General features: G+C 40.6%; 12 protein-coding genes. 6 read left to right on the top strand and 6 right to left on the bottom strand.

All coding sequences use genetic code 11. The annotated features are described in order from the left end of the window. Positions 1–33: 33 nt before the first annotated feature. From efp to dapF, 6 genes are all read right to left on the bottom strand, one after another. Positions 34–591 carry an elongation factor P gene (gene efp, locus QR40_RS19680; protein ID WP_027296600.1) on the bottom strand — a complete coding sequence of 186 codons (558 nt, stop codon included), beginning with the start codon at positions 589–591 and terminating at the stop codon, positions 34–36. A gap of 97 nt (positions 592–688) precedes the next feature. After that, the gene (locus QR40_RS19675) at positions 689–1759 is read right to left on the bottom strand and encodes a M24 family metallopeptidase (RefSeq protein WP_044296480.1); all 1071 of its coding nucleotides are present in this window, start codon (positions 1757–1759) and stop codon (positions 689–691) included. Between the two features lie 34 nt (positions 1760–1793). Next, entirely contained in the window at positions 1794–2294 is a 501-nt protein-coding gene (locus tag QR40_RS19670) for a YqeG family HAD IIIA-type phosphatase (RefSeq protein WP_044296479.1), read from the bottom strand. A 15-nt stretch (positions 2295–2309) separates the two neighbouring features. Continuing rightward, positions 2310–3161: a patatin-like phospholipase family protein gene (locus QR40_RS19665; protein ID WP_027296597.1), complete on the bottom strand. Its 852-nt coding sequence runs from the start codon at positions 3159–3161 to the stop codon at positions 2310–2312. 93 nt (positions 3162–3254) lie between these two features. After that, on the bottom strand, positions 3255–4472 hold the full coding sequence (locus tag QR40_RS19660; RefSeq protein ID WP_027296596.1) for an aminotransferase class I/II-fold pyridoxal phosphate-dependent enzyme: 1218 nt from the start codon (positions 4470–4472) through the stop codon (positions 3255–3257). Positions 4473–4532: 60 nt separating this feature from the next. Beyond that, positions 4533–5405 carry a diaminopimelate epimerase gene (dapF, locus tag QR40_RS19655; protein ID WP_044296478.1) on the bottom strand — a complete coding sequence of 291 codons (873 nt, stop codon included), beginning with the start codon at positions 5403–5405 and terminating at the stop codon, positions 4533–4535. Positions 5406–5653: 248 nt separating this feature from the next. Between dapF and QR40_RS19650 the strand changes: the two genes are divergently transcribed. The 6 genes from QR40_RS19650 to QR40_RS19625 all read left to right on the top strand — a co-directional run bounded on the left by QR40_RS19650 (position 5654) and on the right by QR40_RS19625 (position 13332). Then, entirely contained in the window at positions 5654–6499 is an 846-nt protein-coding gene (locus QR40_RS19650; RefSeq protein WP_044296477.1) for an AraC family transcriptional regulator, read from the top strand. Positions 6500–6593: 94 nt separating this feature from the next. Next, positions 6594–8387 (top strand): cache domain-containing sensor histidine kinase, encoded by a 1794-nt coding sequence (locus tag QR40_RS19645; protein ID WP_044296476.1) that lies wholly within the window; start codon positions 6594–6596, stop codon positions 8385–8387. A gap of 96 nt (positions 8388–8483) precedes the next feature. Continuing rightward, positions 8484–10007: a response regulator transcription factor gene (locus tag QR40_RS19640; protein WP_160295851.1), complete on the top strand. Its 1524-nt coding sequence runs from the start codon at positions 8484–8486 to the stop codon at positions 10005–10007. Positions 10008–10129: 122 nt separating this feature from the next. Continuing rightward, entirely contained in the window at positions 10130–11464 is a 1335-nt protein-coding gene (locus QR40_RS19635) for an ABC transporter substrate-binding protein (protein WP_044296474.1), read from the top strand. Positions 11465–11573: 109 nt separating this feature from the next. After that, positions 11574–12485: a carbohydrate ABC transporter permease gene (locus tag QR40_RS19630; protein WP_044289741.1), complete on the top strand. Its 912-nt coding sequence runs from the start codon at positions 11574–11576 to the stop codon at positions 12483–12485. Next, on the top strand, positions 12475–13332 hold the full coding sequence (locus QR40_RS19625; RefSeq protein WP_052430955.1) for a carbohydrate ABC transporter permease: 858 nt from the start codon (positions 12475–12477) through the stop codon (positions 13330–13332). The genes QR40_RS19630 and QR40_RS19625 overlap by 11 nt, the downstream gene beginning before the upstream one ends. Positions 13333–13412 lie beyond the last annotated feature (80 nt).

The raw sequence follows: 13412 nt of genomic DNA, 5'->3' as shown, positions 1-13412 counted from the left end.
CCACCTTTCTCATCTAAGAATTACACAATATAATTATACTCTGGACAGGTAATCCCCTGTTCTGGTATCAATCTTAATTTTATTCCCCTGTTCAACGAACAACGGTACATAGACAATTGCTCCTGTTTCCACAGTTGCCGGCTTCGTAGCTCCCTGTGCTGTATCGCCTTTGAATCCGGGTTCTGTATCTGTTATCTCTAATTCTACAAATAAAGGTGGCTCTACTGCGAATACTTTTCCGTTAACAGAACATATTTTAACCATTTCGTTTTCTTTTACGAACTTTAAGGAATCACCGATGTCTTCCTGTGCTAATGCGATCTGCTCGTAATTTTCAACGTTCATGAAATGGAACAAATCTCCATCTGAGTATAAATACTGCATATCTACACGGTCAATCCTTGCCTGTGGGAATTTTTCAGTTGGTCTGAATGTTTTTTCCACAACACCGCCATTGATAATGTCTTTTAATTTTGTTCGAACAAACGCTGCACCTTTACCTGGTTTTACGTGCTGGAATTCGATAATCTGAACGATGTTATTATCTATCTCTAAAGTTACACCGTTTCTAAAATCTCCTGCTGATATCATATTGATATTCCTCCTTCATATTGACAACACAGGAATCTTGCATATTCCCATAGTTTAGTCTATTTTATAATATAATCCATACTTTTTCAACTATTTTTTACAGTTCCAGCAATTCTTTTGTTGAATGAGTCATATTTTGGCAGCCATTTTCTTTCACAATTACGATATCCTCAATGCGTACACCACCAAATCCAGGAATGTAAATTCCCGGTTCTACCGTCTGTATCACGTTCTCTCTCAGTACTTCGTCACACTTTGGGGAAAGCCTTGGTTCTTCATGAATATACAGGCCCACGCTGTGTCCAAGACCGTGACCGAAGTATTCTCCGTATCCGGCTTTTTCGATCACGTCCCTGGCAGCCTTGTCCACCTCGCTGCACTTCATTCCTGCTTTCATGACATCCAGCGCAGCAAGCTGTGCCTCCAAAACGATTTGGTAGATTTCCTTTTGTTTCGGACTGGCTTTTCCTATAACTACGGTTCTTGTCATATCAGAGCAATAGCCTTCATAAATGCAGCCGAAATCCATCGTCACGAAATCACCCGGCTCGATTGCCTTATTGGAAGGCATGGCATGAGGCATTGCAGAGTGGATACCGGAAGCTGCAATTGTATCAAAACTGGTTCCATATGCACCATGGCTTTTCAGATAAAATTCCAGCTCAGCCGCAGCCTGCAGCTCTGTCATTCCAGGCTTGAGAATTCCTATGATATGAGAAAAAGCTCCGTCTGCAATGGATTGTGCTTTTTCCATACAAGTTAATTCCGTTTCATTTTTAACAATACGAAGTCTGTTCAGCGAATCTCCTACCCCTTCCCAGACCAGCTCTTCACTGCATGCTTCCTTTAATTTCATTACGTCCGCATAAATCATATGATCATTTTCAAAACCAATGCAATTGATTTCGTCTGCCCCGGTTAATTCTCCGATTACTGCCCCGTACCCTTTCTGATTAGAAATTTCAACCACCTCAAAATCCGGCGCCTCTTCCCTGGCCTGTGTAGTATATCGGGAATCCGTTATAAGTACCCGGCGTGCCCGCGTAATATAGAGATAACCTGTTGCACCACGGAAACCACTGAGGTAGCGCATATTGTATCCATCAGACACTAAAACTGCCTCTATCATTTTTTCTTTTAATATTGCATATAACTCCTCACGGAACATTTATATACCTCCATTAATATTTCTTAACTGGACATTATTTTAGTTTGCTCTTTTTATAAAAATGTAATACGATTTTTTCCAAATATCTTTTCAAAACAATTTGAATCTCTTCTTTTGGATGGATTGGTTTTACTAAAATACTGGGAATCCCGGTTCTTTTTGCTCCATATACATCCGTAAACAACTGGTCTCCAACAAAAACGGTATTTTTCGTGGTAGTCCCCATCAGCTGCATTGCCTTTTCATAGTTTTTCCTGGACGGTTTATGGGCATTTTCTATAAAAAGCGCCCCTACTTCCTCTGCAAAAGGCTTCACTCTGGGCAGCTGGTTGTTAGAGATCAGGCAGTACTTCATTCCCATATCACGCAAATGGGCAAAAAATTTCTTCGCCCGGTCATCTGCCGGCTCACCATGGGGCACCAGGGTATTATCGATATCAAACAACACCCCCCGGCAGCCCTCACGGTACAATTTATCAAAATCTATTTTATAAGTAGAATCCAGATATTCATCTGGGAAGAATTGTTCAAACATCCATGACCTCGCTTTCTATTTTTCCAGGAAACGAAGCAGATCTTCATACTGTGCTTCCATCTGTTCATATCCATGACGGTAGAAATCATTGAGTACTTTCTTGTCGCTCTCTACTCTGGAGACTGTTTTCCCCTGAGGGCGCACAACAAATATTTTTCCTTCTTCCTCCCATTTTTCAACTTGTGCCAAAATCCTGTTATAATGGTAGGGACGAAGGCAGATTGCCCGTACCAGCTCCGGATATTTCTTAAAATATGCCGCATAAAAATGCATGCTTTTCTTAGACATTGTTTTCCGGTAACCTTTATTTCTGGTGAGAATTACAACATTTTTCTTATTTCCGATCTGCAGTGAATGCAAAATGGGAATGGAATCAGCCAGACCACCATCCAGGTACGGCACACCGTCGATCTCTACCATGGGTGAAACGATAGGAAGGCTGCTTGACGCTCTGCATAGCATCATCAGCCTTGCCCCATCTTTCTTTTCACTTAAATATTCCGCCTTGCCTGTGAGACAATTTGTAACGACGATTTCACAAGACATGTCTGATGCAAAGAATGTATCAAAATCAAAGGGATGATACTCAGAAGGATCCTTTTCAAACAAAAGCTCCATATTAAAGAGACTTTTGTTCTTTAAGAACCCCTTGATACTGATCAATTTTTCATTATCGTTGCTTCTTACAATACAGTCTTTGGTTCGGCCAATCTGCTTTGATACATAATCAACCGCATTGCAGGAACCTGCGGATACACCAATGACGTGGGGAATATAACATTCCTTCTCCATAAGATAATCTAATGCCCCTGAACTAAATACCCCTCTGACAGATCCCCCTTCTAATATAATTGCCGAATTTTTCATTCTTACCTCCATTCACTCATTCGTACTCCCGTTTCCAGTCAAATGTAGGATGACACCCTGCCTGTTCAGGCACAGGTATCATCCCGAAGCACTCTATATCTGCCTGTATGTACTGAGAAACATCTCCAGTTTATTCATTGCATCTTCTAAAATTTCCATTTTAGGCAGATACACTATGCGGAAATGATCCGGCTGCTGCCAGTTAAATCCTCCGCCATGTACCAGGAGTACTTTTTCTTTTCTAAGAAAATCCAGGGCAAATTGTTCATCATCACTGATGTTAAATTTTTTCACATCCAGTTTCGGGAAAATATAGAAAGCTGCTTTTGGCTTTAATGCCGATACTCCTGGTATGTTATTTAAAGCTTTATATATAAACTCTCTCTGTTCATAGATTCTGCCACCCGGAAGAAGCATCTGGTCAATTCCCTGTGCATTTGTCAGAGCCGTCTCAATGATTGCCTGAGCCGGTACATTAGAGCAAAGACGCATGGAGGACAGCATATTCAGCCCTTCGATATACCCTTTCACTCCTGTTTTATCACCGCTTAAGCACATCCATCCTGCACGATACCCCGCTACCTTATGGGATTTAGACAAACCGTTCATGGTTATACAGAACAGATCCGGTGCCAGAGAAGCTATGGATACATGTTCCTGTCCATCCATCACCAGTCTGTCATAAATCTCATCTGCAAAAATAATCAGACTGTGTTCTCTTGCAATGTCTACAATCTGCCGGAGTACTTCAACCGGATACAATGCTCCTGTGGGATTATTGGGATTGATTACAACAATGCCCTTGGTTTTGTCTGTTATCTTTTTCCGGATATCTTCCATGTCCGGATACCAGTCCGACTGTTCGTCGCACAGATAATGAACCGGATGCCCTCCTGCCAGGTTCGCTGCTGCTGTCCACAGCGGATAATCCGGTGACGGCATCAGAATTTCATCTCCGTCATTTAAAAGCCCCTGCATTACCATAACGATTAATTCGCTTACGCCATTGCCGGTATATATATCATTCATACCTACATCCGGTATATTTTTCTTTTTACAATAGTCCATAATTGCTTTTCTTGCACTGATAATTCCTTTTGAATCAGAATATCCTTCCGTATTACGCAGATTAGCCATCATATTCTGAATTACATCATCCGGTGCTTCAAATCCGAAGGGTGCCGGATTGCCTATATTTAATTTCAGAATGTCGATGCCCTGTTCCTCCATGCGGCCTGCCTCATCAACAACCGGACCTCTTACATCATAGCATACGTTATCTAATTTACTGGATTTCTCAAATGTTCTCATATGAACTCCCCTTTCTTTGTCATAGTATATACCAAAGTTCCAAAACCTACAACTGAAAATTTATTTTGGTTCCGGATTCCCGTTTCTCAGTTTCTCGCTAAATGTGTGCCCTAAAGTAACTTTGCCAACGTGGCATACATCCCCTGTCATCATAACTCTGCCATCTTCACAGATTTCTATTTCCAGGGTCCCTCCGGGCATATGCACATAACACTTAGGATCAGTCAAACCCATTTTAAATGCCGCTCCCGCTGCCGCACAGCAGCTGCTTCCGGACGCCAGTGTATAACCGGCACCTCTTTCATAAATCTCGATCGCAATATTGGTCCGATCCATCACTTTCATAATCAGGGTATTTATCCTGTTGGGGAAATATGGCGCCGCTTCGCTGAAACGCCCGATATGGCAGACCAATTCTTTTGAAATCTCTTCCATAAGAATAATACAATGGGGATTCCCGATGGATACGCAGGTTACCAGATAAGGCGTATCCCGGAATGTCATTTCCTCATTGACAACCTCCCGGCGCTCTCCTGCCACTGGTATTTCGTCACTCCAGAACGACAGTGTACCCATAGAAATTTTAAGACGGCTCCCTTCTTCATTTAAATAGTAAGCCTCAATCTCCCCGCCAAGGGTTTTAAAAATCACATGGTTCTTCTGGATATATCCTGCATCCTTTAAGTATTTAGCAAAAATGCGTACACCATTTCCGCTTTTTTCTGCTTCGCTTCCATCCGGATTAAAAATACGTACCTGAATACTTTTACCGTCAAAAACAGGCCCCATCAATATTCCATCCGATCCTATGCCGAAGTTGCGGTGACAAATCAGTTTTATGTTCTCTTCATTCAGACATAATTCGTTTTTGTTGGGGTCGAAAACCAGATAATCATTACCAAGCCCATGATATTTTTCTAATATAACATTCATTTCTGATACCTCCATTTAAAATTATAATAACTGAAAATTTTATCTACTAAATCCATATGCACTCCCAGATTTCCACAGTACCAGAGCGTGTTTGAAAATTGTGCCTCATCTTACTCTCATTATATCCAGCAGGATTTTAAATTAATATAGAGATAATGCTTCCTATATTGCAAAAAATGCTATATAATGTACACCATAAGATATTACAGACCGATACAGTCATCAGAGGATGACAGACGGGAGATTCTATGTCGGATTATGAAAAAAGAGGTTATCTGGATAGCGAATTCCGCCTGTTCCATTTGACAGATAAGAAGGAGCAGGACTTCCAATTCCATTACCATGACTTTAATAAAATTATTATTTTTATTAACGGAAATGTGGATTATATAATAGAGGGTAAATCCTACCACCTGAAACCTTATGATATTATACTAGTAAACCATAGCGAAATTCACAAACCCAATATTGACCATCAGGTTCCTTATGAGCGTATCATTGTTTATCTGTCTCCAGGTTTTATACACTCTTACAAAACAGATGCTTACGATTTAAGCGAATGTTTTCACCGTTCCAGAAAAAGCCACTCCAATGTTTTGCGCATACATTCCCTGGAAAAAAGTATCCTCTTCCATGCCATCATGAATCTGGAAAATGCTTTTTCAGACAGCGGATATGCAAATGAACTTTACCGGCAGGTACTATTTCTGGAATTTATGATTCATTTAAACAGAGCCGTCTGCGAAAATCATCTGGATTACCTTATAACAAATACCTGCAATGAAAAAATTATTGATATTCTGGATTATATTAACGCCCATCTCTCCGAAATTCTAAGCATAGATGCACTGGCAAACCGTTTTTATATCAGCAAATACCATATGATGCGTTTATTTAAGGAACACACCGGTTATTCTGTGGGCAGTTACATTAACCACAAACGCCTTTTATGTGCCAAAGAAATGCTGACTCTCGGCTATCCGGTTACGCAGATATGCTATGACTGCGGCTTTAAAGACTACTCCACTTTTTCCAGAGCTTTTCGAAAACTGTTTGGGTGTTCTCCTTCTGCATTAAAAGAATCTAAGCATTAATATATCTAATTCTACTGGCAGTCTGAAAACAAATCGTGTATAATATGGAAAAGCCTTTCTTACAGTAAACGTTCAGATATAGGGGGGAAACCATATGCTCAAAGCTTCTTTGTTCAGGATCAAAAATGTTTCCATTAAAAAAATGTTCCTGATATGCCTTCTTACTTTTATCATATGCCCCCTTGTTTTAATTGCATTGCTGATGAACCAAGAGATGTCACAGATCATCAGCAGCCAAACACATGAAAACCGTTTGGAGATCCTAAAGCAATCTCAAAAAAACATCAGTGGTGTATTAAGCGAAATTGACCGAATCTCTGTTTCTCTTCTTAGCAATGATTCATTGCAGGAATATTGCGGTACCTATTTAAATGCAGAAAACCCCAGAGAGAATTCTGCTGAATTTTCTTTACGGCAGCAGCAATTAAAAGATCATATCATTCGTTTTACCAACGAACTTGCAGTCTCAAAATCTTATATCCATTCTATATCAGTAACAAGCGATAATGAAATCATCATACAATACGGAGGTTTTGTTGACCCCCAGGATACCCGTTATTTTGAAAATGCCATTGCCCAAAAGGGCAGAGGCTATTGGACACCGGTTTATCAGATCGATTATGGCTATGAAAGTAAGTTTAATGTTCCTGTTGTTTCCTACATACGATGCGTAAACGATTTAAATGCATTCCGTACTCTCGCGATAGAAAAAATCACAATGAAAGAGCAGACACTCCGCTCCATTTATGCGGTCAAAAATGAAAACCATTATGAAGATGATTTACTTTTTATCATAAATGATACCGGCGAAATAATTTCAGCTGATGATAAAGAATTGCTGAATACAAAAATTTCGGATTATACCCAAATGGAAGATAGCATGGAGGCGGATAACGGATATTTTAAAATCAGCAGTACTACTGGCAGTAAGTCCATCTTCTATTCCAACATCGAAAATACCCCGTGGAAGCTTATTCAGGTGATTTCCCGCAAAACCATGGACCTGCCAAAGGTTATGATAAACCAGATCATTATCATTTCTATTTTATTATGTATTTTATTCAGTATCCTTTTTACTTTTATCCAAAACAAATATGTCATAAAGCCCATTGTCCGCTTATCGAAAGAAATGAAAAAAATAGAGGGCGGTGATTTTGAGGTATCACTTCCCATTTTATCGGAAAACGAAACCGGAATGCTTACCGTACAATTTCTAAATATGGCAAAAGAACTAAAATATCTGTTTGAAACTGTTTATCAGGCAGAAATAAAAGAAAGAGAAGCCGAACTGATGGCCCTTCAAATGCAGATTAACCCGCATTTTCTTTACAATACTCTGGATGCGATCTACTGGCTTGCCTACAAAAACAAAGATTATCAGGTTGGCATGCAGATTGAGGCACTTGCAAATATGTTCCGTCACACACTGAACAGCGGCAATGAACTCACTACCATTCAGGAGGAGCTGCTGCATCTGCAAAATTATATGCAGATACAGAAAATCCGGCTGGGCGAACGTATTACGCTGGAAATTCATACCAGGCCTGAATTTGAATACTGTCAGACGCTGAAGTTAATACTCCAGCCTCTGGTTGAAAATGCCGTTATTCACGGACTGGAAGCAAAAAAAGAAGGCGGTGTCATAAAAGTTACTGTTGAACGCATTGGTGACAATATGAGGTATACCATCGTGGATAACGGCCTGGGCACCGATGAAAGTGCAATCAGAAATGCATTAAACTCCCCACAGGCCGATACTGTACAATGTCTGGCACTAAAGAATATACATGACAGGCTGAGAATCAAATATGGAGCAGGATACGGCCTGGAGTTCTATAGTACTGTCAGCCAGGGAACCCGGGTTGAGGTTCTCTTCCCTTATAAATAAAATACCTCTCATTTCTTATTAGCGAAAGGGCGGCAGACGCACCCCCATCCCTATTCGTTTATGTCCGCAGGCGTCAGCGGTGAAATGGAGATTCTTATGAAATTATTAATAGTAGATGATGAAATTCAAATCAGAGAAGGAATGAAAGACGGGATCGACTGGGCGAAACTGGGTATCCAAAAGGTGGATGACGCAGATGGTTACAATGCCTGGCATCTGTTTCAAAAAGAAAGATACGAAATTGTACTGTTGGATATCCGTATGCCTGGGATGGACGGAATCGAACTCAGCAGACGGATTATGGATCTGCAGCCAGAAACCCGGATAATGATATTAAGTGGTTATTCAGATTTTAAATATGCTCAGTCTGCCATTCAGATAGGCGTTGTAAACTATGAGCTAAAACCGGTGAACGCAGATAAAGTTATTGATTTTGTACGTCAGTCCGTGCAGACATTCGAGCTGAATAATATAAGAAATCTGCAGCACCAGCAATATCAGAAACTTTCCAAAAACAACCTGATTAAAAAGTTACTGTCCGGCAGCGAAAGTCAGGAGGATGCGTTAAAGTTTAAAGAATATTTCGGATTTTCTTTATCTGACCCGGTCTGTTGCATACTGGCTGAAACAGACGGAGACTTTCAGGGTGCCCCGGAGTACCGCCCGGATACCATTGCTTCTTCTGTTTTTAAGGAATGCAGATGTGCCGTATATCAGGGTACAGAGAATGATACCCTGGTCATATACCGGATTGATCTGTCTCCCAAGGGTCTCCGGGAATACACAGAAATCTGGAAAAACCGGATAGCTTCTAAGATACCTGGTAATCTTTTTATCACCGTAAGCCATGCCGGATGTGCAGAAAAACTGTCTGATCTCTATCTGCAGTGTAAAAGTTTACAGTCATGCAGACTGTACTATGCAGCTCTTCCTGTACTTTATTATGATGATATGGAAATAATCCCTGATGTAATGCAGTTTTCCTTTCAAGCTAAAAAAGAATTCTATCACAGCATTGAAGAAAAAAATTATTTTAGCATAGAAAGAATACTTAATCACGCATTTGGCGAAATGCAGGAAAAAAAATGCTATAGCGTACAGGCCGTTCTACAGTTTTGTAGAGAAGCCATCGAAACAGTAAAGCTTGCCATTCCGGATAATCCGGCAGAATTCAACAGCGCTTTGTTTAGAAAGCTTCCCCAAAAACTGGAGTTCTACAAAGAGCACCTGCTGAAATACTGCAAATGCATGATCGATCATATCACTGCCTCCCCGGAAAATTCCTACCACACTGCAGTACTGCAGGTGATCGATTACTTAAAATGTAATTATGAACAGCCTGTTACGGTTGAGCAGATGGCAAAACTGGCAAATAAAACACCAAATTATTTTTCCGCTCTTTTTAAAAATACAACCGGACAGCCTTTTCATAAATATCTAACCAGCCTGCGGATTGACATGGCAAAAAAATTGATTTGTGAAAGCAGTCTGAAAGTGTATGAAATCAGTGCAAAAGTAGGATTTCAGGATTATAAATATTTTGCCAAAGTTTTCTATGAGCTGGAAGGATGTTCGATTTCCGAATACCGGCGCAGAAAGACACACCCCGCCAAAAACTAAACAATCATTATATTTTAGGATAAAATCATTGTATTTTTGGATATATTAACTATATTTTTCTTGCTACACTTTATTCATAACTAAATAATCACCACAAAGATAAATGAATGGAGGAATTTATTGTGAGAAAAACCAAAAACTTACTTATCTGTATGCTGGGAATTCTTTTGGCTATGACAATGGCTGCTGGCTGTCAGAAGCAGTCGTCGGGCGGTTCGTCAAAGGAAACCAAGGACACAAAATCCGCTTCTGAAGATACTGCAAAATCCACTGCATCTGCTGAAACTAACAAAGCTTCTGACCAAAAAATAACAAAAATATCTTTTTATGGGAATCGTACCGGCGAGCCATCCTGGGAACAGATGATTAACGAAACCATAAAACTGCATCCTGAACTGGATGTACAGGTTATTGACATTGACTGGGCTAATATTGACAAAATCCTAAAGACCGGAATCGCAGCAGGAACTCCTCCGGATGTGACACATTACTGGCCTATGCTGATTAAGCCTTATGTGGACGCCGGTCAGGCTTTGGATTTAACTCCTTATCTGGAAGCAAATAATAATGAATGGAAGAATACATTTCCTGCCGAACTCTTAGAACTGGGTAATTTCAATGGAAAATATTATGCCGTTCCTTATCAATCTACCTTTCCGACCATGTATGTAAATGCAGATATCTTTAAAGAATGCGGGATCGAAATTCCAAAAGAATGGAACTGGAAGGAATTTATAGACGTATGCCAGACACTGAAAGACAAAAAAGATATCGCACCTTTTACCGTTGCCAGGGATGTGAACTCCTGGCTGAACCGTTTAGGCGCTGCAGGACTGGCACAGGATGACGGTAAACTGGCTGAATTTACAAACGGAGATCTTGACTTTACCCAGAATTATCTGCCAGAAACAATGAAAAATATAAAAGAATTGTATGACAAAAAACTCTGGTATCCGGGAGAAGGCGCATTAAATGTAACCCGGGACGAATCAAAAACGGCTTTTGTACAGGGAAAAGCGGCAATTATTGCTGAAACAAACCTGATCTATCCAGACCTGATGGGTTCCGTTGATTTTGAGGTTGTTCCGGTATTATGGCCGACTATGGGTAAAAACACGGTGATCGTTGGAGGTACAGACGGCTTTATGATTCCTTCTAACGCTGCTCACCCGGAAGAAGCAATTTCTTTTATCAAAACCTTCTTAAGTCCGGAGATACAGAAGATACGAGCCCAAAGCAGTTATCCGGTGGCAATCAATGGTGTGGAAGTTACAGATCCTGTTGTTACGGAACTGATGAAACAGACAAAATATTTAGTAACATCAGATTACTTGAACATATCTGCAAAAGTGCAGGAATATGGCAATGCCCAGCTAAATGCAAATTATATTTTAAGCAGCGGCGACAAAGCTCTTGAAGACCTGGAAAAACTAAGGCTGCAGTCGAAAGAAGAGTAACCCAGGAGATTTGAAACCGCACAGCGATATTTAAAAATATAAGAATAATGAAAGGTACTGCCGGATGGCAAGTTACCCGCAGTCCTTTCATTAAAAAGGGGCGATTCGGATGGGCACACACAAAATAAAACAAAAAAGCAAATTAGAAAGTAAGTTAAAGTTTCTTGGAGCGCTGATGGTACTTCCCTGCCTGTTTTTTATATTGGTTGACCAATACATTCCAATTGGATGGAACATCATACTTTCACTGCAGGAATGGGACGGTTTTAAAAAACTGAAATGGGTATATTTTAAAAATTACATAAATTTTTTTCAAGACAGCGACTCCTTAAAAGCATTATATCATTCTGTTCTGCTGGGCTTTATATCAACTGTTTTCGCAATCCTGTTGGGGTTGATTGTTGCATTTATGATTTATAAACTGCGAAAGTCTGAAGGCTCATTTTTAAGGCTGGTGTTCTTCACCCCTATCATGCTGCCCACGGCTATTGTAGGGCTGCTGTTTACCTTTGTTTTTAATAGCGACATGGGTATCCTGAATCAGCTGTTAAGAGCAGTTGGCGCCGGCAGTATGGCAACAGCATGGCTGGAGAACAAGGGAACTGCCATGGTCTGCATTGCCATTGTAAGCGGATGGAAGCTCTTTGGCGTGACCATGATGCTGGGATATACGGCTATTCAGAATATCCCAAGTTCATTAATCGAATCCAGTTATCTGGACGGTGCAGGTTATTTAAAACAAATCCGCTATATCATACTTCCTCTGATCAAGCCTACAATCCAGTTAGCAGCTATCTTTTCTCTGACTACGGCATTTCGTACTTATGATCTTGTCTGGGCAATGACAATGGGGGGACCCGGAAACCTGACCACTACCGTTCCCATAGAAATGATCAAACGGTCCTTTGTATACAATGAATTTGGCTACTCTGCTGCCACCGGCTGCATCCTTACCGTTGTAGTACTGATCTTCATCTTTATTACCAATAAACTTCTGGGGGGTGAAAGTTATGAATACTAATGCCGGACAGTATAAATTCAAACATCCGGACCGGAAGATTAAATGGATATGCAGAATATTTACCTACCTGCTGGTCATGATATCGGTATATCCCGTTATCTTCGTAGTCATTACATCCTTCAAATCAGATGAAGAATTTTATAAAAATATCTGGGGCTTTGCCGCTAACCCACAATTTTCAAATTATTGGACAGCATGGACAACCGGACATATTGGAGGCGGTCTGCTGACCAGTGCCATAGTAACCGTAATTTCACTGCTGATTATTTTAGTCGCAGGGACACTAGGCGGATACGCACTGGCGAGACTTAAGGTTCCATTTGGGAAAATCATTTTATTACTTTTAATTATCACCTTTATGCTGCCTTCTGAAGCGGTTATCATGCCATTATATCTAATGCTGTCGAAACTGAAATTAAACAGTTATGTGATGCTGATACTCCCCTACATCGGCTGGAACATTCCCATGACCATAACCATCATGCGAAATTTCTTTTTAAGTATGCCGCAGGAATTAATTGAAGCATCCCGTATAGACGGCTGCTCAGAATTGAAATCCCTGCTCCAAATCAGTATTCCGTTAATGAAGCCGGCTATATCGGTATCCGCAATTTTTGCATTTGTTGGAATCTGGGGTGACTTATTCTGGGCTCAGATTGCGCTTTCTACTACTTCCTCACTGAAAACCCTGACCATGAGTGCACTTAGTTTTCAGGGACAGTATAATACCTCCTGGGGACCTATGAGTGCAGCGATCTGCATAACAATTATACCGCTGATCGTATTCTTCCTTTTCGTACAGAAGTATTTTGTTCAGGGAATAACAGGCGGCGCAGTAAAAGGGTAAGTAAGGAGGCATTATCTCACAAAAACAGGGAGCCGGCCATCTGCATCTGGACGGAGTCCATCCATCACCGGCAGGACATG

Origin of the sequence: Robinsoniella peoriensis (genome assembly GCF_000797495.1) — a bacterium.
Taxonomy (GTDB): domain Bacteria; phylum Bacillota; class Clostridia; order Lachnospirales; family Lachnospiraceae; genus Robinsoniella; species Robinsoniella peoriensis.
This window is presented reverse-complemented; position numbering and strand designations above follow the sequence as displayed.

Bases quoted from the DNA above. Each gene is read 5' to 3' on its own strand.
- efp (WP_027296600.1), bottom strand. From the start codon at position 591: ATGATATCAGCAGGAGATTTTAGAAACGGTGTAACTTTAGAGATAGAT.
- QR40_RS19675 (WP_044296480.1), bottom strand. From the start codon at position 1,759: ATGTTCCGTGAGGAGTTATATGCAATATTAAAAGAAAAAATGATAGAG.
- QR40_RS19670 (WP_044296479.1), bottom strand. From the start codon at position 2,294: ATGTTTGAACAATTCTTCCCAGATGAATATCTGGATTCTACTTATAAA.
- QR40_RS19665 (WP_027296597.1), bottom strand. From the start codon at position 3,161: ATGAAAAATTCGGCAATTATATTAGAAGGGGGATCTGTCAGAGGGGTA.
- QR40_RS19660 (WP_027296596.1), bottom strand. From the start codon at position 4,472: ATGAGAACATTTGAGAAATCCAGTAAATTAGATAACGTATGCTATGAT.
- dapF (WP_044296478.1), bottom strand. From the start codon at position 5,405: ATGAATGTTATATTAGAAAAATATCATGGGCTTGGTAATGATTATCTG.
- QR40_RS19650 (WP_044296477.1), top strand. From the start codon at position 5,654: ATGTCGGATTATGAAAAAAGAGGTTATCTGGATAGCGAATTCCGCCTG.
- QR40_RS19645 (WP_044296476.1), top strand. From the start codon at position 6,594: ATGCTCAAAGCTTCTTTGTTCAGGATCAAAAATGTTTCCATTAAAAAA.
- QR40_RS19640 (WP_160295851.1), top strand. From the start codon at position 8,484: ATGAAATTATTAATAGTAGATGATGAAATTCAAATCAGAGAAGGAATG.
- QR40_RS19630 (WP_044289741.1), top strand. From the start codon at position 11,574: ATGGGCACACACAAAATAAAACAAAAAAGCAAATTAGAAAGTAAGTTA.
- QR40_RS19625 (WP_052430955.1), top strand. From the start codon at position 12,475: ATGAATACTAATGCCGGACAGTATAAATTCAAACATCCGGACCGGAAG.